General features: G+C 46.5%; 18 protein-coding genes. 14 read left to right on the forward strand and 4 right to left on the reverse strand.

The window, feature by feature from the left end; genetic code table 11:
- Positions 1 to 167: 167 nt before the first annotated feature.
- The 5 genes from ACJ2PR_RS20390 to ACJ2PR_RS20410 all read left to right on the forward strand — a co-directional run bounded on the left by ACJ2PR_RS20390 (position 168) and on the right by ACJ2PR_RS20410 (position 6,886).
- A complete protein-coding gene (locus tag ACJ2PR_RS20390) occupies positions 168 to 1,640 on the forward strand; it encodes a GNAT family N-acetyltransferase (protein ID WP_446878338.1) in 1,473 nt (490 codons plus the stop codon).
- Entirely contained in the window at positions 1,613 to 2,047 is a 435-nt protein-coding gene (locus ACJ2PR_RS20395; RefSeq protein WP_446878339.1) for an ASCH domain-containing protein, read from the forward strand. The genes ACJ2PR_RS20390 and ACJ2PR_RS20395 overlap by 28 nt, the downstream gene beginning before the upstream one ends.
- A gap of 338 nt (positions 2,048 to 2,385) precedes the next feature.
- Positions 2,386 to 4,878: a phosphoketolase family protein gene (locus ACJ2PR_RS20400; RefSeq protein ID WP_446878340.1), complete on the forward strand. Its 2,493-nt coding sequence runs from the start codon at positions 2,386 to 2,388 to the stop codon at positions 4,876 to 4,878.
- A gap of 103 nt (positions 4,879 to 4,981) precedes the next feature.
- Positions 4,982 to 5,620: a histidine phosphatase family protein gene (locus ACJ2PR_RS20405; protein ID WP_446878341.1), complete on the forward strand. Its 639-nt coding sequence runs from the start codon at positions 4,982 to 4,984 to the stop codon at positions 5,618 to 5,620.
- Between the two features lie 54 nt (positions 5,621 to 5,674).
- Complete coding sequence (locus ACJ2PR_RS20410) at positions 5,675 to 6,886, forward strand: acetate kinase (RefSeq protein WP_446878342.1); 1,212 nt, start codon at positions 5,675 to 5,677, stop codon at positions 6,884 to 6,886.
- Positions 6,887 to 7,058: 172 nt separating this feature from the next.
- Here ACJ2PR_RS20410 and ACJ2PR_RS20415 read toward each other — a convergent pair whose 3' ends face one another.
- The gene (locus ACJ2PR_RS20415) at positions 7,059 to 7,412 is read right to left on the reverse strand and encodes a hypothetical protein (RefSeq protein ID WP_446878343.1); all 354 of its coding nucleotides are present in this window, start codon (positions 7,410 to 7,412) and stop codon (positions 7,059 to 7,061) included.
- Positions 7,413 to 8,287: 875 nt separating this feature from the next.
- The gene (locus ACJ2PR_RS20420; protein ID WP_446878344.1) at positions 8,288 to 10,360 is read right to left on the reverse strand and encodes a TonB-dependent receptor plug domain-containing protein; all 2,073 of its coding nucleotides are present in this window, start codon (positions 10,358 to 10,360) and stop codon (positions 8,288 to 8,290) included.
- 402 nt (positions 10,361 to 10,762) lie between these two features.
- On the opposite strand from ACJ2PR_RS20420, the gene ACJ2PR_RS20425 reads away from it, so the two are divergent.
- The 3 genes from ACJ2PR_RS20425 to ACJ2PR_RS20435 all read left to right on the forward strand — a co-directional run bounded on the left by ACJ2PR_RS20425 (position 10,763) and on the right by ACJ2PR_RS20435 (position 14,063).
- Positions 10,763 to 13,102 carry an NACHT domain-containing protein gene (locus ACJ2PR_RS20425; protein WP_446878345.1) on the forward strand — a complete coding sequence of 780 codons (2,340 nt, stop codon included), beginning with the start codon at positions 10,763 to 10,765 and terminating at the stop codon, positions 13,100 to 13,102.
- 77 nt (positions 13,103 to 13,179) lie between these two features.
- Complete coding sequence (locus ACJ2PR_RS20430; protein WP_446866746.1) at positions 13,180 to 13,395, forward strand: hypothetical protein; 216 nt, start codon at positions 13,180 to 13,182, stop codon at positions 13,393 to 13,395.
- A gap of 89 nt (positions 13,396 to 13,484) precedes the next feature.
- Positions 13,485 to 14,063 (forward strand): Uma2 family endonuclease, encoded by a 579-nt coding sequence (locus ACJ2PR_RS20435; protein WP_446878346.1) that lies wholly within the window; start codon positions 13,485 to 13,487, stop codon positions 14,061 to 14,063.
- 380 nt (positions 14,064 to 14,443) lie between these two features.
- Here ACJ2PR_RS20435 and ACJ2PR_RS20440 read toward each other — a convergent pair whose 3' ends face one another.
- Positions 14,444 to 14,611, reverse strand: a complete 168-nt coding sequence (locus ACJ2PR_RS20440) for a metallothionein (protein ID WP_446857314.1) — start codon at positions 14,609 to 14,611, stop codon at positions 14,444 to 14,446.
- A gap of 116 nt (positions 14,612 to 14,727) precedes the next feature.
- On the opposite strand from ACJ2PR_RS20440, the gene nadC reads away from it, so the two are divergent.
- Positions 14,728 to 15,606, forward strand: coding sequence for a carboxylating nicotinate-nucleotide diphosphorylase (gene nadC / locus ACJ2PR_RS20445; protein ID WP_446878347.1), 879 nt, complete (start codon positions 14,728 to 14,730; stop codon positions 15,604 to 15,606).
- A 79-nt stretch (positions 15,607 to 15,685) separates the two neighbouring features.
- Positions 15,686 to 16,057 (forward strand): hypothetical protein, encoded by a 372-nt coding sequence (locus ACJ2PR_RS20450; RefSeq protein WP_446857316.1) that lies wholly within the window; start codon positions 15,686 to 15,688, stop codon positions 16,055 to 16,057.
- Between the two features lie 104 nt (positions 16,058 to 16,161).
- Here ACJ2PR_RS20450 and ACJ2PR_RS20455 read toward each other — a convergent pair whose 3' ends face one another.
- Entirely contained in the window at positions 16,162 to 16,950 is a 789-nt protein-coding gene (locus ACJ2PR_RS20455) for a C39 family peptidase (RefSeq protein ID WP_446857317.1), read from the reverse strand.
- 269 nt (positions 16,951 to 17,219) lie between these two features.
- Between ACJ2PR_RS20455 and argS the strand changes: the two genes are divergently transcribed.
- The 4 genes from argS (at position 17,220) to trxA (ending at position 23,127) form a co-directional block, all read left to right on the forward strand.
- Positions 17,220 to 19,001 carry an arginine--tRNA ligase gene (argS, locus tag ACJ2PR_RS20460; RefSeq protein ID WP_446878348.1) on the forward strand — a complete coding sequence of 594 codons (1,782 nt, stop codon included), beginning with the start codon at positions 17,220 to 17,222 and terminating at the stop codon, positions 18,999 to 19,001.
- Positions 19,002 to 19,119: 118 nt separating this feature from the next.
- Positions 19,120 to 21,579 carry a hypothetical protein gene (locus ACJ2PR_RS20465; protein ID WP_446878349.1) on the forward strand — a complete coding sequence of 820 codons (2,460 nt, stop codon included), beginning with the start codon at positions 19,120 to 19,122 and terminating at the stop codon, positions 21,577 to 21,579.
- Positions 21,580 to 21,729: 150 nt separating this feature from the next.
- Entirely contained in the window at positions 21,730 to 22,626 is an 897-nt protein-coding gene (hslO, locus tag ACJ2PR_RS20470) for an Hsp33 family molecular chaperone HslO (protein ID WP_446862617.1), read from the forward strand.
- A 183-nt stretch (positions 22,627 to 22,809) separates the two neighbouring features.
- The gene (trxA, locus tag ACJ2PR_RS20475) at positions 22,810 to 23,127 is read left to right on the forward strand and encodes a thioredoxin (protein ID WP_446862616.1); all 318 of its coding nucleotides are present in this window, start codon (positions 22,810 to 22,812) and stop codon (positions 23,125 to 23,127) included.
- Position 23,128 lies beyond the last annotated feature (1 nt).

Raw genomic sequence — 23,128 nt, forward strand, 5'->3', positions numbered from 1 at the left:
AATTCGATCGGGGCGATCGGTTGGTTCGAGTCAGCCATGATTCAAGTGATGTGAGAGTAATCATGCTTTAAACTCTGCTGAAGGCACAACACGTAGGCATCTCTGCTAATTCTCTGTCCTAGTGCCTTACACTACTAGCACTACTGAAATTCATAGCGGTGTAGAGCATGAAGTTTCTTCTGGATACTAATATTATTATTCCCGCAGAGCCAACGGAATTAGAGAATGTCGAAACGGATACACCACTGATCACTGAACTCTTACGACGGTTAAACGAGGGAAAACAGCAGTATTACATTCATAATGCATCTATTCAAGAGTTGAGCGGAGACAAAAATAGGAAGCGGTGGGAAATGCGAAAGGTACTCCTCGATAAGTACCCAGTGTTACCTAGCCCTCCCTCAGTAACGAAAAAAATTCAAGCTGCTTTCACAGTTGAATCCCTTAATAAGCATGATCAAGTTGATCTGACGCTGTTGTCTGCGGTAGATGCAGATGCAGTTGATTACTTAGTTACGAATGATGTAAAGCTAAGTAAAAAAGCTTCACAATTAGGATTAGAAACACGAGTCGCAACAGCCGATGAAGCGATTTCAATTGTTCGGGCACTCTTCCCAATCACACCTATTCCCCCTCCAGCAGTCCGCAGTCGATATGCTCATGAGTTAGACCTAGAAGAGCCGATTTTTGATTCTTTTCGATTGGACTACCCAGAGTTCGATGAATGGTTTAGAAAATGCAAGCTGCAACATCGCCCGGTTTGGACAATTGAGACGGGAGGCGGTGGGATTGGTGGCATCTGTATTATTAAGCCCAACGATGTCCCAGAATATGAGGGGATGCCAACCCCAAGTTTAAAGGTGTGCAGCTTCAAGATTGCTGAAAACTTTCGAGGCTACCGTTTTGGTGAACTACTGCTGAAAGCGGTTTTTGATTACGCAGATCAGAATCAGCAAGCATCAATTTATATCACAACTTTTGAAAAGCAAATTGAACTTCTAAATCTTTTAGAGAGTTTTGGCTTTGAGGCCTCATGCACCTCGAAGAGGGGTGAAATTGTCCTTCTCAAATTACTCAAATTTTCAAGCGAAGATTATGAGTTTTTAGCACCTTTAGATTTCAATATTAGATTTGGGCCAAACCAAGTTAAGTTTGATGGAACAAATTCATTTTTAATCCCAATTGTCCCCAGATATCACAAAGTGCTTTTTCCAGGAGCAGAGGCACAATTAGAACTTTTACCAGGGGAACATTCGTTTGGAAATGGTATCCGTAAAGCCTACCTTTGCCATGCAAAAACAAGGAAGATTGCTCCTGGAGACATTATTTTCTTCTACTGCTCAGGAAAGCATGGAGGGGTCACTACATATGGGGTAGTCGAGAGTATAATTGTCTCTAGTGATCCTCACATGATTGCTCGTTCTGTTGGAAAAAGAACTGTTTATAACTATCCCGAAATCGAAAGTCTATGCAGTAAAGGTGATGTTCTTGTAATTCTCTTTCGACTCGCTCGCTCGGTTATTGAACCTATCCCACTAAAAATACTATTAGAGGAAAGCATTATTAAAAAAGCTCCACAATCTATCTCTAGTTTATCTTTTAAAGCAGCAAAATGGCTAAAGAATCACCTTGCAACATAGTTTTAATGTCTATTCATCCCGAATTTGCACAATTAATTCTAGAAGGCAAAAAGAAGGTAGAATTTCGTAAAACTCGTTTTGCCTCTGAAGTATCACATGTTGTTATTTATGCAACTACTCCGCTTAAGAAGATAGTTGGATATTTTGAGGTTCAAGGAATTCAGGTGGCAAGTCCGGAGGAATTGTGGCGATTTTATAGTGAAGTTGCAGGCGTTGATCAACAATTTTTTCAAGATTATTATGACCATATTAGACAAGGAGTTGCCATAGAAGTAGGTAAAGTTTATCAACTCAATCACTTTCTTTCCTTGAGTCACGTTTCAACGTCATTAGTTGCGCCGCAAAGCTATGTATACCTGGATAAGCAGCTATTTAATTCAATCAAGATAAATCAAAATCCTTCTTAGATTTGATTAGCCTTTCAGGATGGGTAAGGAGCAGAACTCAAAAGTTCGGGATAGTGGCAATATTCGCACTGAAGTTGAGCGCGCTGTCGAATAGCTTCATAAAGCGATTTAGGAATGACCATTGGCTTTAGCAGCTATTTCCGCGTTGATGTAGCTGAAAATTTCGTCGAGTTCTCCGACTTTAACCAAGATTTAATTGCATTCTCGATCGTAATTCTTCAACATAGTGCCAGTGCGGCCCAAATCAGGGAAACCATCAAAACTGGCTATTCCTCCTTTTGGTCGTGTTCAAGTTTGTTGAGATAGACTACACCCATAGTTCACGGGCAATTATTCTTATGACAGTTGCTAACACAGTTCAAACGAAGCCTGCTTTGACTGATGAAGAACTGCACAAAATGAACGCATACTGGCGTGCAGCAAATTATTTATCCGTTGGACAAATCTATCTGCGCGACAATCCTTTGCTCAAAGAGCCACTTAGATTAGAACAGGTGAAACCTCGTCTGCTCGGTCACTGGGGCACCACACCAGGCTTAAATTTTATCTATGTTCATTTCAATCGAATTATCAAACGCTACGATTTGAATGCAATCTATATTGCTGGGCCGGGACATGGTGGGCCTGGAATGGTCGCCAACACTTATTTAGAAGGAACTTACAGCGAGTTTTATTCCAACATTTCGCAAGACGAAGCGGGCATGAAACGGCTGTTTACCCAGTTTTCTTATCCCGGTGGGATTCCCAGTCATGCGGCACCCGAAACCCCAGGCTCGATTCATGAAGGCGGAGAATTGGGGTATGCATTAGTTCACGCTTATGGAGCCGTTTTTGACAATCCTGATCTATTAGTCTGCTGTGTGATCGGTGATGGCGAAGCAGAAACGGGGCCGCTGGCGGCAAGCTGGCATTCAAACAAATTCATCAATCCGGCTCGTGACGGCACAGTGTTGCCCATTCTGCATCTCAACGGTTATAAGATTGCGAATCCCACAGTTTTGGCACGATTAAGCGATCAGGAGCTTGAACACTTATTCACTGGCTATGGATACAAACCTTACTTTGTGGAAGGGGACGATCCAGAAACGATGCATCAATTGATGGCAGAAACGCTCGATACGATCGTTGCAGAAATCCAATCCATCCAGCGAGAGGCAAAAACTCACGGGTTCACGGAGCGTCCTCAGTATCCGATGATTATCTTACGATCGCCCAAAGGTTGGACAGGCCCCAAAGTCGTTGATGGCGTTCAAGTTGAGAATACGTTTCGATCTCACCAAGTGCCTTTAGCGGAGTTAGCCAGCAAGCCAGAACACTTGAAAATGCTGGAAACCTGGATGAAAAGCTATCGTCCAGAAGAACTCTTTGATCAGACGGGAAAGCTGATTCCTGAATTGGCAGAACTGGCACCGACGGGCGATCGTAGAATGGGCGCAAATCCTCACGCAAACGGGGGACTGTTGCTCAAAGCTTTGAAAATGCCCGACTTTAGAAAGTACGCCGTGAAAGTGGAGCAACCTGGCACACTAGAAGCCGAATCGACGCGCATTTTGGGGCAATTTCTCCGCGATGTCATGGTCGAGAATCTGGAGAGCCAAAACTTTCGAGTGTTTAGTCCTGACGAAAATAACTCGAATCGGTTAGGGGCTGTTTTAGAAGTGACCAATCGCGTTTCGACAGCAGAAATTTTGCCCACGGATGATCATATTTCTCCCGATGGGCGCGTGATGGAAGTTCTCAGCGAACACCTCTGTCAAGGCTGGCTAGAGGGCTATCTGCTCACTGGAAGACATGGATTTTTCTCATGCTATGAGGCGTTTATTCACATTATTGATTCGATGTTTAATCAGCACGCCAAATGGTTAGAGTCTTGTCGAGATATCGCCTGGAGAAGACCGATCGCATCGCTAAATTACCTGCTGACCTCACACGTTTGGCGACAAGATCACAATGGTTTTTCACACCAAGATCCTGGCTTTATCGATCATGTTGTGAATAAGAAAGCCAGTACAATTCGCGTCTATTTACCACCGGATGCAAACACTTTATTATCGGTCGCGGATCACTGTTTACGCAGTCAGCACTACGTCAACGTGATTGTGGCGGGTAAACAACCGGAATTGCAGTGGTTAAACATGGAGGATGCGATCAAACACTGTACGGCGGGTGTGGGAATCTGGGAATGGGCCAGCAACGATCGAGACGCTGAACCCGATGCTGTGATGGCGTGTGCGGGAGATGTGCCGACTTTAGAAGCATTGGCGGCCGTTGATTTCTTACGTCAACACTTCCCCGATCTCAAAATTAGAGTGGTGAATGTGGTGGATTTGATGACGCTGCAACCTAAGATCGAACATCCGCATGGCTTGTCTGACAAAGATTTTGACTCGATCTTTACGACGGATAAGCCGATTATTTTTGCCTATCACGGCTATCCCTATCTCATTCATCGCTTGACTTATCGCCGTACCAATCATTCCAATATTCACGTTCGAGGTTTTAAGGAAGAAGGAACGACGACCACGCCGTTTGATATGGTCGTCCTGAATGACCTCGATCGCTTTCATCTGGCGCAGGATGTGATCGATCGCGTGCCTCGACTCAGAAGCACTGGCGCACACGTCAAGCAAATCATTCGAGACAAGCTCATTGATCACAAACATTACATCAATGAGAATGGCGAAGACATGCCAGAAGTTCAAAACTGGAATTGGGGATTTTACCGCAATCCTGAAACTCGTGAAACGCCAAAAACATCGCTAGATCACACGGATGGAGGAGGAACACCCGCTCTAGAAGGAGCAGAAGGAGGGGCGCGATCGGGTTCTTAATGTCAGGTCTACAAGCAAATGTGTAAGATGCGGGAATGGGCGATCAACGGTTACAAAATCCAACGATCGCTCACTTCCCACCACTATCCCTTACCCTGAGTCAATGAGCCTAAAAATTTACTTTCTGCGTCACGGGCAAACCCCTTTTAGTCGAGAAAATAGCTACTGTGGCGGATTAGATCCTGACCTCACACCAGAGGGAGTGCAGATGGCAGAGGCCTTTGGTCAAGCGTATCGGTCACTTCCCTGGAAGGCTATTTTTGTCAGTCCGATGAAGCGCACGATCGCGACCGCAAAACCGCTTTGTGATGCGATTGGAATGGAAATGCAGTTACGAGACGGATTGAAAGAGATTCAGTATGGCAAATGGGAAGGTGAAACGGTCGAAACGGTAAAAGAAACGTTTACGGATGACTATCTAGCATGGCTGACGGAACCCGCCTGGAATCCGCCCACCGCAGGAGAGACAGCCGTTCAGGTGGCCAATCGATCGTCTACTGTGATTACCGAAATCCAGCAACAGTGCGTCAGTGGGAATGTTCTCGTGGTTTCGCACAAGGCGACGATTCGGATTATTTTGTGTAGTTTGTTGGGGATTGATCTGGGTCGATTTCGCGTTCGGATTGGGGCACCTGTAGCCTCGGTGAGCGTGGTTAAGTTTGATGCGAATGGGCCGCTGTTGGAACGGTTGGGCGATCGCACTCATCTCAGCATTGAGTTGCAGAATTTGCAGGGAACTTAGAAAGGATGAGGGATGAGGAGTGAGGAATGAGGAGTGAGGAGTGAGGAATGAGGGATGAAAATTTTGGTGTTGAATGCTGGGTCGAGTAGTCAGAAAAGTTGTTTGTATGAGATCGCCGGAGATACGCTGCCGGATCACTTTTTGCAACCGATTTGGGAAGCGACTGCGGATTGGACACATCAGCAAGATGTTGTAGAACTTAAGGTTAAAACACAGGGGGCGATTCTCAAAGAGGAACTGGAAGCAACGGAGCGATCGAGCATTCTGACTCACATGCTAGATACCTTGTGGAATGGTGAAACTCAAGTGATTGAGAAGCCTTCAGACATTGATGTTGTCGGACATCGGGTGGTACATGGGGGAGAAAAATATCGGCAGAGTGTCCGCATTACGTCAGAGGTGAAGACGGCGATCGATGAGCTTTCTATGTTTGCTCCGATTCACAATCCGATTAATTTGGAGGGGATTGAAGCGATCACAACGGTATTCGGTGAAGTGCCACAGGTTGCTGTTTTTGACACTGCGTTTCATGCCCAATTGCCCCTCGCTGCGACGGTCTATCCGATTCCTTATCAGTGGTTTGAAAAGGGCATTCGTCGCTATGGGTTTCATGGGATTAGTCATGGCTATTGTGCCGATCGTGCCGCTCAGATTCTCAATCGGGACTTGTCAGAATTGCGCCTGATCACCTGTCATTTGGGCAATGGCTGTTCGTTGGCTGGGATCCAAAATGGTCACAGTATTGATACGACGATGGGCTTTACGCCGCTGGAAGGGTTGATGATGGGCAGTCGATCGGGTTCGATTGATCCAGGAATTTTGATTCACTTATTGCGTCAGGAGGGCTTGAGCGCCGATCAACTGGATGAAATGTTAAACAAATCGTCGGGACTAAAAGGCGTGTCTGGGGTGTCTGCGGATTTGCGGCCAATTTTGGCGGCGATTTCAGAAGACAATGCTCAGGCGAAATTGGCGTTTGACGTTTACATCCATCGGCTTCGCGCTCAAATTGGGGCAATGGCAGCCTCGCTCAAAGGGTTAGATGCGCTGATTTTTACGGCTGGCGTGGGCGAGAATTCCCCAGAAATCAGGGCGGCGGCTTGCGAAGGATTTGAGTTTTTAGGCCTGAAAATTGACCCCGAAAAGAACGCAAATTCTCCCAAAGATCAGGACATTTCTACGTCAGATTCGACCATTCGAGTGCTGGTGATTCAGACTCGGGAAGACTGGGCGATCGCGCAAGAATGCTGGCAATTGAGACAGTAAGCTAACGTGAATTCGATGAAATCTTTCGCGACGGTTATCAATCTGGGCAGCCCCCTAAATCCCCCACGAGTGAGGGACTTTGAACCGCAATTTTTGTCCGAAAGTCTTCCAGAATGAGGAGTTGGGGGCAGAAGACGCTAACACCGCAACCAAAGACTTCATCAAATTGAATTCACGATTCAGCCAATTTTCGTCGCTGTCGGGTGAGAATACTCATCACTTCGCCAAACGAGGGCGCAGGCAGCAAAGGACTCCACTCAGTAGCATTCGCAAATCGTCGAACGTGCAAATTTTGAATCGTTTCGGTCACGCCGTCTGAAGAACCGATGATTAACACGCGCAACACTTCAAACTCATCAGATTGAGGAACGACAGCATCAGGTAAAAGATCCTGAAGCGGAATGCGAAGCGAAGTAATCGTGAAACGGGGAATGGTATCGGGAAGAAAACGGCGTTGAATCAATTCTAGAAATGCGTAAGCGAAATCGCACAGCCAAAAGCCAGCGTTCAAAAGGCGCTCTGCCATTGTCATTACTCCAAATTAGGTTTCCGAAGAAACCCAAAAAACTAGCCGCCCCGACAAGCAGAACAAGTTAGAGCGACCAAAGGAGTGATAAAATCCTCCATTAGCCCTCCGGACTGCGCTATCAGTCTCGTGGGTTAGCTGCCCTTCGTTGTTTCAGCAACTTTGGGCGGCGACAGACTAGATTTTTTGGGCGATCGGACAACTTCCCGCAACGAAAAGATGTCCTTGATTTGAGAGAATATCTGGAATTTCGGTTCTCGTCAAGTAGCTAGTTCAGCAATCTCCAAACAAGACTTTAGCAGAATAGCCCTTAACTTAAGCAAACTTCACCTTTAGTCAGTGCCATTTCCTTTTTAGGGTGTTATGCCAAATTGATCTTTGAGTGCTACAGATCTTGGAGAGCAACCTAAATCCCCTACAAGTGGGGGACTTCAAGCCAAAGAAGTATCGGGTTCTCAAAGTCCCCCAGAATGGGGGATTTAGGGGGCGAAGGATCTGTAGCATTAACAAATTGATTTGGTGTTAGAGCGGTCTTGTCTTTGATGTGGTGAGTGATATCACTGCTGAAAACCTCCCTTACCCCGACCAGGTTTTCTAACATTGGTTTTCTAACGTTTTCTAACATTGAAATATAGCAATCCTAAATGAGTCATGAACAGATTTTTGTCGCTCCGTTCCAGTCCGCTTCGCCCCCTAAATCCCCCATTCTGGGGGACTTTGAAACTTGGGAATGGGTCTTGAAATCTAGGAAGTCTCTCGGCTCAAAGTTCCCAAAGTTGGGGGATTTAGGGGGCACGATCAAGTCTGCATTTCATGAGCGATTTGGGATTGCTATAGCAATAAACCTGAGTCTTCCATTCTCCTGCACACTAAACCTAAAAGGTAGACTGTAGCCCGACTCGATAAGTTAGCCCAGGTTGATAAATACGATTGACTTTCTCATAACTACGATCGGCTAAGTTCTCAATAAAAATCGTCAGCCCCAACCCTTGTGTAATAGGAATTCTCGCACTCAAATCTAGATTGACCCAGGCAGGGGAGAAATCAGTGCTAGTATCACCAAAATTGTTGAAAAAGGCTCGACGCGCCCCACTGTAGTAGCTGACATACAAATTAAGCTGCCACCCATTTGACTCGTAGCCAATTCCCATCTGCCCCACAGAGAACGGAATTAACCCAAGCTGGAAGCCCTTTTCGGCACCTGTTTCGATCTTCGCATCGGTGTAAGTGTAGTTGAGAAAGGTTGACCACTGACGAGATACTTGCCACCGCAGCGCCGCTTCCAATCCATTGGTATTAACCAGACCAATATTTGCCCAACGACCTGCTTGAATGCCTAAGCGATCGTTTAATCGACTCCCAAAATAAGTTAACTGCCCCGTCACGTTTTGCGTCAAGCGTACATCAACCCCCGCTGTCCACGAAGACCCTGTTTCTGGATCGAGATCAGGATTGGGTAACCAGTTATGCACCGTGTCAAACACATACAACTGATCCAACCCAGGATTGCGATGCACCGACACCCAGCTTCCTCGAAAGGCGATCGCAGGTGATGCGTCCCAACGAGCGCCCACACTCGGATTAAGATAGTTGCCAAACTGACTATTAAAGTTTTGCCGCAAGCCTGCATCGACTTGAAATCCTTTCGTGACTTGCCAGGTGTTGAGTGCAAACAATGCTCCGTGAAACTGATCCCGATTTTCAGTTTCGTTTAGAGGAATAAATCGGGGAATATTACTTAGCGTTTCGCCATCTAATGAGGAGTTTTTGAGGTCTACTCCCCAGCGTAATGTGTGGTTTGTGGACGTTCTCCAGTTATGCTCAACCCTGGCGCTGATTGCTTGTGAATCAAGCTTTCCACTGCGAAAAAACCTGCCTTGAGCCGGGCCATAGGTGCTGAAATAATCTTGATTGAATGCCAGCGTCGTTCTGAGATTAGAATCTTCTCCAGCCCCTAATTTTGAACTCAAAGTCAAGCCCACATTTAGCGCATCATGATCCAAACGATCGCGCTGCAAGGGAAACCCAAAATACAGCAGGCCGCGCCGACTTGTAATTTTAGACGCATCCAAGGTCAGGCTATTTCGAGCATTCAAATCAAGAATGAAGTTGCCAAAATAGTTATCTTTAGTTGAGTCAGCGTTAAACAATCGACCATCTGGGCCTCGATTAGCCGCCCCAACCGGAACTCGATAGTTGTTTTCAGCTTTGGCGCGATCATATCCAAAGGCATATCGCAGCTCGCCTACAGAGCCACCAAACTGACCTTTATAGATAGATTCATCAAAAGACCCAAACTGTGAAGCTCCAGCAAATTTAGACTGTCTTGAGCCTTCTTTGGTGACAATGTTGACAACTCCCCCGATCGCTTCTGAGCCGTAGAGCGTGGCGCTAGTGCCGCTAGACAGTTCAATCCGGTCGATCGCGCCGACTGGGATAGCATTAAGGTCTGTTGCGCCGTGATAGGTGTTGATGTTGCTGCCGATGGGTCTGCCGTTGATCATAAAAATCGACTGATTAATTGACGCTCCTCGATAAGAGGTTCCGGTATGAATATCTGCGCCAAATCCAGCGTCGTTAATTGCGAATCCTGGTAAACCGCGCAGCACCTCTGCCAAACTGTCTGCACCCTGCTTTTGGATTTCGGCGGCTGGAATCACATACACTGGAGTCGATCCCGTTCTTCGCTTTTCTTCGACCACCAGTTCTTCTTCAGGCGTATCAGAATCGGCTTGACTCACTTGCAGGGGGGTCGCCTTGAGCGATAACTGACTAAACTGAAACTCAGGAGTTATCAACAGCAGACTGGCTTTTGTTTCGGGACGATCGATTTCACTCAAGCGAGAAATATTGATTTTGGGTGCGATCGGATTGGCACTCACAGCAGGCCCAAATCCACAGGTAGCAAAAACTGCACCCATCAACATCAACATCAACTTTGATTTCATTGGTTTGTACTAATTAACTTAACTCACACGAAGGAAGCAGCAAATACAATTGACAGCATTAACTTTTGTGCAACAAAAGCTTATTCCCATAGTGTGATAGCCCTTGTCAAAAGACGACTCGTCAAACTTGTGGTCTACAGAACCTATTTGACATCTGTTGGTTTATTTCCCAAGGAGCTTGCGAAGCAGATCGCCACGCAGAAGGTTTTGTCAGTCAATCGGGTGCGATCGCACAGTAGTTCGTGATTTCAGAAAGCTTTAGTTGAAGGTTACGTCAACTTGATGAAGTTTTTTCGCTTCGATGTTTAGATCTTTTGCCCCCAACCGCCCAATTCTGGGAGACTTTAAAACAAGATTCTGGGTCAGGCTATAGCAGTCCTAAATTAGTCGTGAAATGCAACGTTGATCGCGCCCCCTTATTTGTATTGCGATACGCCGTTTGTGTTGCCGCATTCGCGATCGGAGTTTTACCAAAAATCAACGGACATTTTATTAGAGTCGTGGGATCAGGCGCGTCAGACTCCGAACGTTTACAAGATGCGAGAGAAACGGCTGGTGCTGCGTCATTTGGCGGCTTGTCTGCAAGAACAACAAGGGAGCGATCTCTTCGAGTTACCCGCTAGGGGTCGTCGCAGTCTCAATTTTCAGTCTGTGTTTGCTCAAGTTGCGCGGGTGTTGCCGAGTCTGAATCTGGAGGTCAAAGATACTCAGCCATTGTTGAAGGAAGTGATCGAGCGCAGTGGATTGCTCATGGAAATTGATGGAGGCGATCGCTATCAGTTTGCTCATTTGACGTTGCAGGAGTTTTTTGTGGCAGATCAGTTTCGCGATCGGGCGGATGATCTGGTGGCTCGATTTAAGACAGATGCGATCGCGTGGCGGGAGCCGATCAAACTCTGGTGTGGATTGGTGGGAGACAGCACTTCGCTGATTGAGCGGATTTATCAGAGGGATGCGATCGCTGCGTTTGAGTGTTTGGCAGACGCTCAACAGGTCGATCAAGCGTTGGCAGATCAAATTATTGAGGCGTTCAAAAGTCGATTGGGAGAGGTGACGGAAGGGGAAGCGATCGTGCAGGCGTTTGCGGCGGTGGCGGCGAATACGCGATCGAGAGGCGAGGCGGTTTTTCAGTTTTTGGAAGCGAGTTTGAGAAGTGGAGGGAGCAGTCAAAGAATCGCGGCGGCTCAGGCGTTGTCGTTAAGCAATTTGCCCAAAGCGGCTCAGGTTCTCGCCGATCGCTACTCCTCAGATGTGCGGCAACCGTTGATTCGGATGGGAGATTTGGCAGTTCCAGCGCTCAAAAAGTTGGCGGAGTCGGGCAACCAGAATGCACTGAATGATTTGGCGAGAATTGGGACTCCGGGAGCGGCTCAGGGGTTGGTGCCGTTTTTGTGGCATTCAAATGCAGAAATGTCGGGGCGAACTGCCTGGCACTTGGCAACATTGATTTCTCAACCAGAAATAGAAGCAGCGTTTCGAGAATGTCAGCTTGAACGATCGCAGCTCGATAATAAATTCCTACTGGATTGGGTTTGGGAGCCATTTTTTGGTTCGACTTATGACTCTACAACTAACGTTTCGGCTGGTGACGTTTTCTCATCTCCACTTGTGTTGAGATCTGCCTTGTCGATCGTCGCCAATCGCATCGCCTATTTGTTGCAGGAGGCACCGATCGAGACAGCCCTAACTCCCTTGAAGCTTGATCCGCGTTTGGTAACGGTGTGCGCGATCGCGCTTCGCCAACAGGTTGATTTACCCAAAAAGTTAAGTTCTCAAGCAGAAGCCTTACTCGAACAACAAACCATCACACCCGACATCGAACATCTTATTAGACAAGAAGTTAATAACTTATTAGGCGTTCAACAATCTCTTTTCAGATGGGCGTTTTTGCTCTCTGGACTTCCACCAAAGCTACAGCTTGATTTACTGAATCGATTAATCAACGGACGAAAACCAGACAAAGGCGATTGGTCACGACTCTTCCGGCGAATGACGTATCGATTCAAAACAGGCTGGCATTATCGCGTCATTCTAGGATGTGCTTTCTTACTATCTGCTGTAGCACTCATCCAAATGTTTTACTTGCCATTTCAGTCGCCGCAAGCTTGGACATCTTGGCTGTTTGGCTTGAATAGTCTGGTGATTGTTTGTTTCTGGGTTTTTCTACAACAAGGCATTGAAGACCGTTTTGCCCCCGATCTCTTCATGAATTTCGGACTGTTCGGCGTGGTTACATTTCTGGTCGAACTACGTCGATTGTATGCACAGCGTTTAGTGTGGGCTGGAATCGAGATTTTGTTTGAAACCATAACAAACCGTAAAACTGCTGCTATTACTGTTGCTGGCATTATTACCATTACTTTGAATATCACTGCTGGTTTTATCGGTGCTATTATAATCATTGTTTCTGTTGGTGTTTTTAGTAATCTTCCTGTTGCTGGTTCTGTTGCTATTCCTGCTGCCATTTTTGGTCTTATTGCCTGGTATAGAGATAAACCGGATTCTCGCAGATCTTTTGCAGCGTTGGCGTTTTCATTTTTTTGTTGGTTGCCTATCACTGTTTGTTATTCAACCCTGGCATTTCTGAAGTTTCTCTCTGGGTGGCAAGTGGCTTTGTTGTGGGGCGCGATCGTCCTCTCCTGCACCTTCCTCTGGTTTTACGGACAACACAAAGACTACCAGGCACGCAACCCCCTACAAGGCATCCCAGAACTCAAAAAATATCGCCGCGAACCGAGATGAAACTGAGAGGATGAGGAGGAGCGATCGCTTTCCTGATCCTGCCTTTTATAATGGTTGCTGAAGCGATCGGAGAACCTATGCTTTCTGAACAGCAACTCATCGAAAAATGGCGCAAACTCCCAGCCCCTCAACAGCAGCAAGTTAGTAACTTCGTAGAGCTTCTAGAATCTCAAGAACCAGAAATCAATAACACACTGCCCATTATCGAGATTTGGTCGCCCTACGAAAGCTATGCTGCCGCTCAAGACCTTCTGACACTTCTCAAAAATGATCCAGGAGAATGCGCTGTATGAGTCAAGCTACAATCGACCCAACGAAGATCTGAAGCGATCGCTCACATCATCTGCGAGTTAAAATCATTCATAGCCAGCAGTGCGATCGTATGACGCAATTACTCGACAAAACCCACGATACAGTGATGACCTTTCCTGGCACCTGGGAGAGTTTTAAGCTGATTCAGCAGGGCTTGACCGATTCCCCCGGCATCAAACTGACCTACTACAAGGGAACGATCGAACTTCTGATGCCTGGACAAGATCACGAATTTTTTAAAAGTCTAATTGGCTACCTGATCGAAACGTTCTTCTACGAAAAAGGCATCAACTTTAAGCCAACTGGCTCTATGACGCAAGAGAAAGCAACCGAAGCGTCTGCACAAGCAGATGAGTCTTATTGCATTGGCGAATTAAAACCGATCGCTGACTTATCAATTGAAGTTGTTTTTACAAGCGGCGGCGAGAGCAAACTGGCGCGATATAGAACATTAGGAGTCTCTGAAGTCTGGTTTTGGCAAGATGGATTATTTACATTGCATCACCTGCGAGAAGATGGCTATGAGCAGATCTATTGCAGTGAATTGCCAGGACTGGAAACGCTCAACATCGACCTGCTCACAAGATGTGTTTTGATAGCTCAAACAGACAACGGAGAAGCCGTCAGAGTCTTTCGGCAAAGTATCTAGATTGAGGCTGATTCGCTCAAATATTTGTAGCGATCGCGCTTAGGATCGTGAATTAAATAAGATCGATGATTGCCTAGTTGCTTCGCCCCCTAAATCCCCCATTCTGGGGGACTTTGAGAAAGCAGACATTCTAGAATTTAAGGCAGTTTCGCGGTTCAAAGTCCCCCAAATTTGGGGGATTTAGGGGGCAGAAGCCGAATTAAACGACGCGAAACCGCGAGAATTACAGGTTGTTTAATTCACGATCCTTAGATCTCAATAACCTACTGCAAATCCGATCGCAACCTTTCATTAAAAATATATCCATTAAAAATAGGGGCAGCCTCTTCTAGCTGTCGCATCGAAAAGTACGGCCCCACCATTAATCAGCTCAAAACCAATTAGCAAGTACAGCCTTTGTGTCCACAGTCGCCATGTCCTTGAGGATGGCCATCAGCACAGACTTCGCTGCAATAGAGTTTGCCATCTTTTTCAACTGCGCCACCTTCTGTAGACACCACACACAGGCAGGGTTCGCAAGCACATTTCATTTGGGTAACAGTCGTCATAATCGTCTCCTTTGGTTTGTGAATTCATCATAACGTATGAACAGACGTTCAGATATTAAGAAATTCAAACGCGATCGCTGTTTATAATGACGAAGACTCTACACGCAGATATTTCAATGGCTACACTGCCACCGTTTTTGGCGATCGACCCACTCCTCCAAAGCTGGCTGCTCGAAGATATTGGGCGCGGCGATCGCACCACGCAGAGCCTCTTTCCATCGGGGACTCAGCAAAATCACGCCGTCTGGATCGCCAAAGAAACAGGCATCATCGCCGGATTGCCGATCGCCGCCAGAGTGTTTCATCACTTGGATGCGGCCGTCAGGTTTCAACCCTTGATTGCAGAAGGAGAGACTTGTCAAAAGGGTGAAGCGATCGCCAACCTTCAAGGATCGTTTGATGCGCTGCTGACGGGCGAACGGGTGGCGCTTAATTTAGTGATGCGGCTGAGTGGCATTGCAACGATGACCCGAAAGTATGTCGAAAAAATCGCCGATTTGCCGACTCAATTTGTCGATACTCGCAAAACAACGCCAGGGCTGCGTCTGCTCGAAAAGTATGCCTCTCAGGTCGGCGGAGCCGTCAACCATCGAATGGGATTAGACGATGCAGCGATGATCAAAGACAATCACATTGTTGCTGCTGGGGGTATTGGATCTGCGATCGCCAAAGTTCGGTCTCACATTCCCTACCCGTTGACGATCGAAGTCGAAACTGAATCGCTGTCTCAGGTTGAAGAGGCGCTACACCATCGAGCCGACATTATCATGCTGGACAACATGCCGCTTGAGTTGATGAAGGATGCAGTGCAAAAGATTCGCCATTACAACGATCGCATCAAAATCGAAGCATCGGGAAATGTCAGTTTGGAAACGATCAGAGCGATCGCCCAAACAGGCGTGGATTTTATTTCAAGCAGTGGCCCGATGACGCGATCGCCCTGGCTCGATTTGAGTATGCGCTTCAACGTTTCACAAAGCCAACCCGACGCATAAGAGACTTCTCAACACAGCGGGATTTTATCGATCAAGCGGCTAACCTGCTACCATTCTCTATGCAGCGAGAAGAACAGCGATGACAGACTTCCCAAACAACCCATCGATTGAGCAGCAGTGGAGCCAACTGCCCGTACTTGTAACTCAACTTGTTCAGGCATCCAGCCGACAGAGCCAAAAACTAGAAATTCTGATCGATCAGATCGGACGGCTCACAGAATTGATTACGGTAGGCTTTCATGATGTGGACGAAAAATTTAGAAATCTGGACGATCGCCTCGATCGCCTCACCACCAATACCGAACACCTGCTCGAAGTTGCTACCCAACAAACCTTAGCAATTGAGCGTATGAATGAGGCTCAACAAGTCACCATTAGAGAGCAAGCCGCGATCGTTGCCGCCCAAACTGAAAACGTCAGCCGCTTGATTCAACTGCTCGATCGACGATGATTTAAGGCACAAAAAAGAACGATCATTTCATATAATCGTCCTTTATTGAATAGAGGAATTGAATAGAGAAACTGGCTTTACTTCCAGCGATAGTTTCTAACTCTTCAAGGTTTTGAGATGAAATGCACCCAAAAATTGCCGTCGGGAATGCATAGCCGCTTGATCATCTCATAGGAATAGTGGACGTATTTTCCTTTGGTGTCTTCGATGCCGAGAGTGTTGCGATCGTAGCCCCAGGAGTACCATTCTCCAAACGGATCGTGAACCAAAAAGCCATTTTCGTCAAAGCCAGCCAAAACGACAATGTGACCAAAATCAGTGAAATAGCCGTGAATCACAGCAGGTTTGTTGTCGGTGAGCCATTCTTTGACCTGGGTGATCGTGCCGTCTGCTCTAAAATCATCTCGGTAGCCGTAGTCCTCCACGATCGTCGCCAAATCATGGGGATCATGACGGCTCAGGCCTTTCTTCTCAGCGTAGGCATAGAGTTCGTCTTCAAACTGACCGATCGTAGATTTGCGTTTGACACCCAAAAATTCTAAACACATCGCCAGCGAAGTCACGTTACAGGAGCCATTGGGATTTAGCTCATTGTCGCGCTGAGATTTGTAGGGAATGTTGAGCTTTGTCGTAATCGGAATGGCTCTCGGATAAGCGCGAACCCCATCTCTACGAACTTCTACATGTTTACCAAACACATACCAAACATTCGTATCTTTGAAGGTATCTTTGGAGAAAAAGCAGCGAACGTGATCTCGCTCAATGGTAAAGGAATCGAGTTCTAAAACTTTGCCTGCTGCGATCGACTGCTTAAAATCATCGGGCAGTTCTGAAGAGGGAATCGGCTTTCTTTTGAGAATCGTTGAGGCGAGAATCTTAAGGGTTAGTGACATAATGCACCCACTGATCTGGATTGAGACGACTAGATTAAGAATATTGGATTGAGAAGCGGAAAAGTTTGAGTTTAGCGTTCCCAGATTTTGGGATCAGCTTCTAAATCATTTATTCAGAGAGACGATCGCTCATTCCAGTTTTTGGGTCTTGAAAAATTTTCTGCAATCAATTTTCTTGCCCAAACGATCGCCCATACTGAATGATAGAAAGTCAGGTCGCTATTCTAGAGTGGATGGCCGCTATTTCTGTTTGCAGGCTTTTGAAAAGTATGGACGCTACGATTTCACAGTTAAAACATCGCTTTGAGCAGGCATTGGTTTCAGCGTTTGGAGAAACGTTAGCGGGAGTCGATCCGCTTTTGGTGCCGTCGAGCAATCCTAAGTTTGGTGATTATCAGTCCAATGCACCGATGTCGCTGTCCAAACGGTTGGGCAAGGCTCCACGAGCGATCGCAGAAGAATTAATTCAAGCTTTGGATGTGTCGGAGTTTTGTCAAGCGCCTAGTGTCGCCGGGCCGGGGTTCATCAATCTAACCCTCAAGCCTGACTATTTAGAGGCGCGGTTGAATGCGATGCAAAGCGACGACCCCTTGCGGGTAACTCGAAGAGATCGTCTTAGCATTGCTCCCGTTTCGTCGCCCAAGCGGATTGTGGTGGACTTTTCGAGTCCCAATATTGCCAAAGAAATGCATGTGGGGCATCTGCGATCGACCATTATCGGTGACTGCATCGCCCGAATTTTGGAATTTCAAGGGCATGACGTGCTGCGGCTCAACCATGTGGGCGATTGGGGCACTCAGTTTGGCATGTTGATCACCTATTTACGCGAAGTGGCTCCGGCTGCCTTGACGACGGCGAATGCGATCGACCTGGGCGATCTGGTGGCGTTCTACAAAAAAGCCAAACAGCGATTTGACGAAGATCCTCAGTTTCAAGAAGCGTCTCGTCAAGAAGTGGTGCGGTTGCAATCGGGTGCAGAAGATACGTTACGAGCGTGGAATTTGCTGTGTGAACAGTCGCGGCGTGAGTTTCAAGAAATCTACGATCTGTTGGATATTTGTCTAACGGAGCGAGGCGAATCTTTTTACAATCCACTGTTAGCTGATGTCGTCAAAGATTTAGAAACCGCAGGCTTATTAGTCGAAGATCAGGGCGCAAAATGTGTCTTTCTCGAAGGCTTTTCTAATCGAGAGGGTGACCCGTTACCTTTGATTATTCAAAAGTCGGATGGTGGCTACAATTACGCGACGACTGATTTGGCAGCGGTTCGGCAACGCATTCAAAAAGAACAGGCTCAACGCTTGATTTACATTACGGATGCGGGTCAATCCAATCACTTTGCTCAAGTGTTTCAAGTGGCGCGTCGAGCAGGGTGGATTCCTGAAACGGTGAAGGTTGAGCATGTTCCGTTTGGATTGGTGCAGGGTGAAGATGGCAAGCGGCTCAAGACCCGATCGGGCGATACAGTTCGACTGCGAGATTTGTTGGATGAAGCGATCGTACGATCAAGAACAGATATTGAAACTCGACTGAAGGAAGACGATCGTTCTGAAACCGAAGAATTCATCGCCCGCACCTCACAAATTGTCGGAATTAGTGCCGTTAAATACGCTGACCTGAGCCAAAATCGCACCAGTAATTACATCTTTAGCTTCGACAAAATGCTGGCGCTCCAAGGCAATACGGCACCCTATATGCTCTATGCCTATGCGCGAGTTCAGTCCATCAGTCGAGAAGGAAAGATCGACTTTCAAAACTTAGGGTCAGAGGCGAATATTCTCTTAAAAGAAGAAGCAGAATTAACGCTGGCAAAGCATCTATTACAGCTAGAAGACATCATCGATTTGGTTAGTCAAGATTTGTTTCCCAATCGATTGTGTCAATACCTGTTTGAACTCAGCCAAAAATACAATCGATTTTACGAACTTTGCCCCGTTCTTAAAGCCGAAGAACCTGTTAGAACCTCTCGCTTAATGCTCTGTGATCTAACCGCCCGCACGTTGAAGCTGGGACTCTTTTTGTTGGGAATTGAAGTTGTCGATCGCATGTAAATTGCCTGACAATCCCTTAAACGAATTTCGATTGATGAGAGCGTAATTAATCAAGGTGAGCGATCGTCGTTCTGGGCAGACTTTCTTGAAATCGTAGCAGGCAGAGGAGTAAAGCGGTTTGGATTTTATCGTCATAGATACGGAAGGTGACCCAGAACTTCGCGAAGTTGCTATTCTCGACTGTCAAGGACGACTGATCTACGAAGCGTTTTCTGCTGACCACAAAGATTTCTCGGCCAAAAATGTAAAAAGTTACGATGGCAGCCTTAAGCCGCTTAAGCAAATTGTTCAGGACATTGCTACGATCGCTCTATCAAAGCGTGTAGTTTGCCACTATGCCGAGCATGATCTTAAAGTGTTACGACATAGCTTTCACAGAGTTAAAGTCTCGTGGAAGAATTTTACTGTTGCCTGTACTTATGAGCTTGCCAAACAGCATTTTCAAGTAGATAGCTACTCGTTAGACCATTTGAGTAAATATCTACACCTCAAAGTCAAGGGCAAGCGATTCAATTCAAATCAGGCGCATACTGCTCGATACGACGCAGAATTTACTCACCAACTCTACTTAAAAATTTTAGAGAATCAGCAGGCAATGACACAGCCTCAATTGCATCACGCAAATCCTTTTAGCAGCAGTCGTGTTGATACGCCTTTTCAAGATCACGTTGATTTTCAGTCGATTTATCACGCCGAGTTTGAGCTTCTTAAGTCCAGTTTGAGAGACATTAAAGCTGACGCTAATCAACAAAGCAAAGGTGCGGTCGTCATTGGTGAAGCTGGGTCAGGAAAGACGCATTTGATCATGCGAATGGCGAAAGAATTGCTGCGTACTAATCGCCTATTGTTCATTCGACAGCCCAACAACGCAGAGCATGTTTTGCACCACACGTATTCTCGAATTCTAGAGTCATTTGCTGAGAAAGTGGTTGGGAGCGATCGTACTCAACTCGAACTTTTACTAGCGAATAGTTTTGTCAAAATTCTTAGCTCACTTCCCAGGGTAACGAATAGCTTAAGAGGACAAGAAATTCTCGCGGTGCTTCAAAATAACAGTCTTAATCTTTACAGCGGACTAGGAGCGGAGGACACCGATCGTAATCGACAGAATTGGCAATATATCGAGCGCCACCTCAATGAATGGTGGGGTCAACACTACACAGCAGCGGGCTATTCGTCCACGATTCTCAAAGGAATTATCAAGTTTTGCAGCTATATTGACTTGAGAAAAAAAGATTTGGTGAGGCGATGGTTGGCGGCTTACGAACTTGAAGATCAGGAAGCCAAAGAGATTGGGCTAGACAACTGGAAATCGAATATTAGTCAAGAAGAGTTTGCGCTAGAGGCAATTACGGTTTTTGGCAGATTATCAACTCTGGACGAACCTTTGATTATTGTTTTTGATCAACTAGAAAGTTTGGGATTAAACCACAATCATCCTATTTTGGAGAGTTTTGGATCTGCTGTTAAAGAAATTTTAACCCATGTTCCCAACAGTCTGATTATTCTGAATCTGTTCCCCGATCGTTGGGAGCAATTCAAGACATTTTTTGACGGTTCTGTGGTCGATAGAACTTCTGAATATATTGTCAGATTAGAACGCCCTAGTGTTGAGCAACTAGAAAAACTTTTAGCTCTCAAAGCAAAGTCAGTGGATCTTGCTCTGTCTGATCTCTTTAACTCGACAGAGATTAGTAACATCCTCAACCAAAAATCAATTCGGGCTGTTTTTAATTGTGCAAGCGCTTATTTTCGTCACAAAGTCCACAACATTCCTTTACCAAGCGACTATCAACCCTCCATCAAAACGCCTTCAGTTGAGTCCAGAATTGAACAGCTTGAACAGGTGATTTCTCAAATTGCTCACTTGATCCAGCCTTTAATTAGTAATCAACCTGGCTCCAGAATTTCAGATTTAGAAATAGCGTCAAATTCTCCACAAATCGACCGCTCATTCGTTAATTTCCTTGCTTCACCTCAGACAGAAACGGTGAAAAGAAAACCGCCTTCTGTAGAAGATAGGGTGTGTGAATACCTGGAATACAAGAAGCTTGAACTGATCGAAACCTACGGCAAGCCTACAATCATTAATGATGCAGATGAAATTGGAAAGCTGGCAGCGATCGCAGAGGCTTTTAAGCTCGATCGAGCCTTAGAGTTTCGTCCACTTCGGTTAGGAAGAAGCACACTACCAGAGCATTTTAATATCGAAACTTCTCAAGGAGAGATCGTGGTCGGTTTTCTCAACACAAGTGGTAATAGCTTCACGTCTCGGATCAAAAACTTTAATCAGTTAATGAGCAATTATCCAAAAACCAGATTTTTCTTAACTAGAGATGCGCGTGAATCTAAGATTACTGGCGGAGTTGGTTCAGCAGAAATTGAAAAACTTAATCACAGTCCAAATGGTCAATTTTTGGTGATCGAACGGGACGATCGCGTTAATTTTGATCTAACTTACAACCTGATTATTGACATTCAAGAGAAAGACCTGGAAGTTGATTTAGTAGCGGCTTTGCGTGTCTTAACTTCCTACTTAAGTGATTACTGGCTTATCTCCGCTCTGGGTGGAAGCTAAGAAGACATTAGACCCAAGATGGAGCCAAAGATTTATAGAAAGGCTCCTCTATCCGTCGAAAGGCCGGAGGTTAGAGTCTCGATCGCAAACTACCCATCTCCAAAACCTTAGAATAGGAACAGCACTCATTAAGAAATGTAAGGGTTTTTCATGGCTGATCAGTTAATTCGAGCGACTGCGGCCGACGGGGGAATTCGGGCCGTCGGAGTGATCACTACCCGCCTCACAGACGAAGCCAAGCAGCGACACCACCTCTCTTATGTCTCGACTGCCGCCCTGGGGCGCACCATGGCCGCCGGACTGTTGTTGGCATCCAGTATGAAGCGCGAAGGATCGAGGGTGAATATTCGGATTCGGGGCGACGGGCCGATCGGCGGCGTAATGGCAGACGCGGGAGCAGACGGCACAGTGCGCGGCTATGTCGATAATCCCCACGTCGAACTGCCGCCCAACGCCCAAGGCAAACTGGATGTCGGAGGAGCCGTCGGCCAAGATGGTTACGTCTACGTCGTGCGAGATATTGGCTATGGCTATCCCTACTCCAGCACCGTCGAACTGATTTCTGGAGAAGTGGGCGACGACATCACACACTACCTCGTCACCTCCGAGCAAACGCCCTCCGCTCTGGTCTTAGGAGTCTTTGTCGGCGCAGAAGGAGTCACAGCCGCCGGGGGAATTCTCATCCAAATCATGCCCAAAGCCGCCTCCGACCCCGAACTCGTTGCACTTCTAGAATCTCGACTCGCCAGCCTCAAAGGATTCACGCCTCTGTTGCAAGCAGGCAAAACGCTTCCTACAATTCTTGAGGATTTGTTGGGCGATTTGGGCTTAGAAATCTTGCCAGAAACTCAATTGGTGCGATTTCACTGTGGCTGCTCGTTTGATCGCGTTCTCGGTGCCCTAAAGCTCCTGGGTCAAGTCGAACTGCAAGACATGATCGAAAAAGACGAAGGAGCCGAAGCCATCTGTCACTTTTGCGGCGAAGTTTACAAAGCCGATCGCGATCACCTCTCACAACTGATCGGAGAATTGCAAGCGGGAGGATAAAGTTTTTGGACGTTGGACTCTAGACTTTGGACACGGTAGCCTTGAGAGTCTCTGGTTTTCCAGTTTTTGGTCTAATGTCTAACGTCTTCTATCTTTCGTCATCACATTTCTCAAACATTCTTTAAAACTCAAAACTTCTTGCAAACGCTACGCTTAGAGAACACGCGATCGAGGAATCAAAAAATGGCAACCAAACAGGAGTTCAATAGCTTTGAAGAGTTAGTATCTCAGTCCGAAACTCCCATCGTCGTTGACTTTTATGCTCCCTGGTGCGGCCCGTGTCAACTGATGGCTTCGATCCTAGAAGAAGTCAATGGGCAGATGAAAGACCAGATCAAAATTGTCAAAATCAACGTTGATAACTATCCGGATCTGGCTAGTCAGTATCAGGTTCATGCGCTGCCGACGCTGGTAGTCTTTAAGTCAGGAAAGCCCGTTCACAAAATTGAGGGAGTCGTGCGATCGCAGCAACTTGTCCAACAACTACAAGCGATCGTTTAAG

It is taken from the genome of Phormidesmis sp. 146-33, assembly GCF_052939515.1.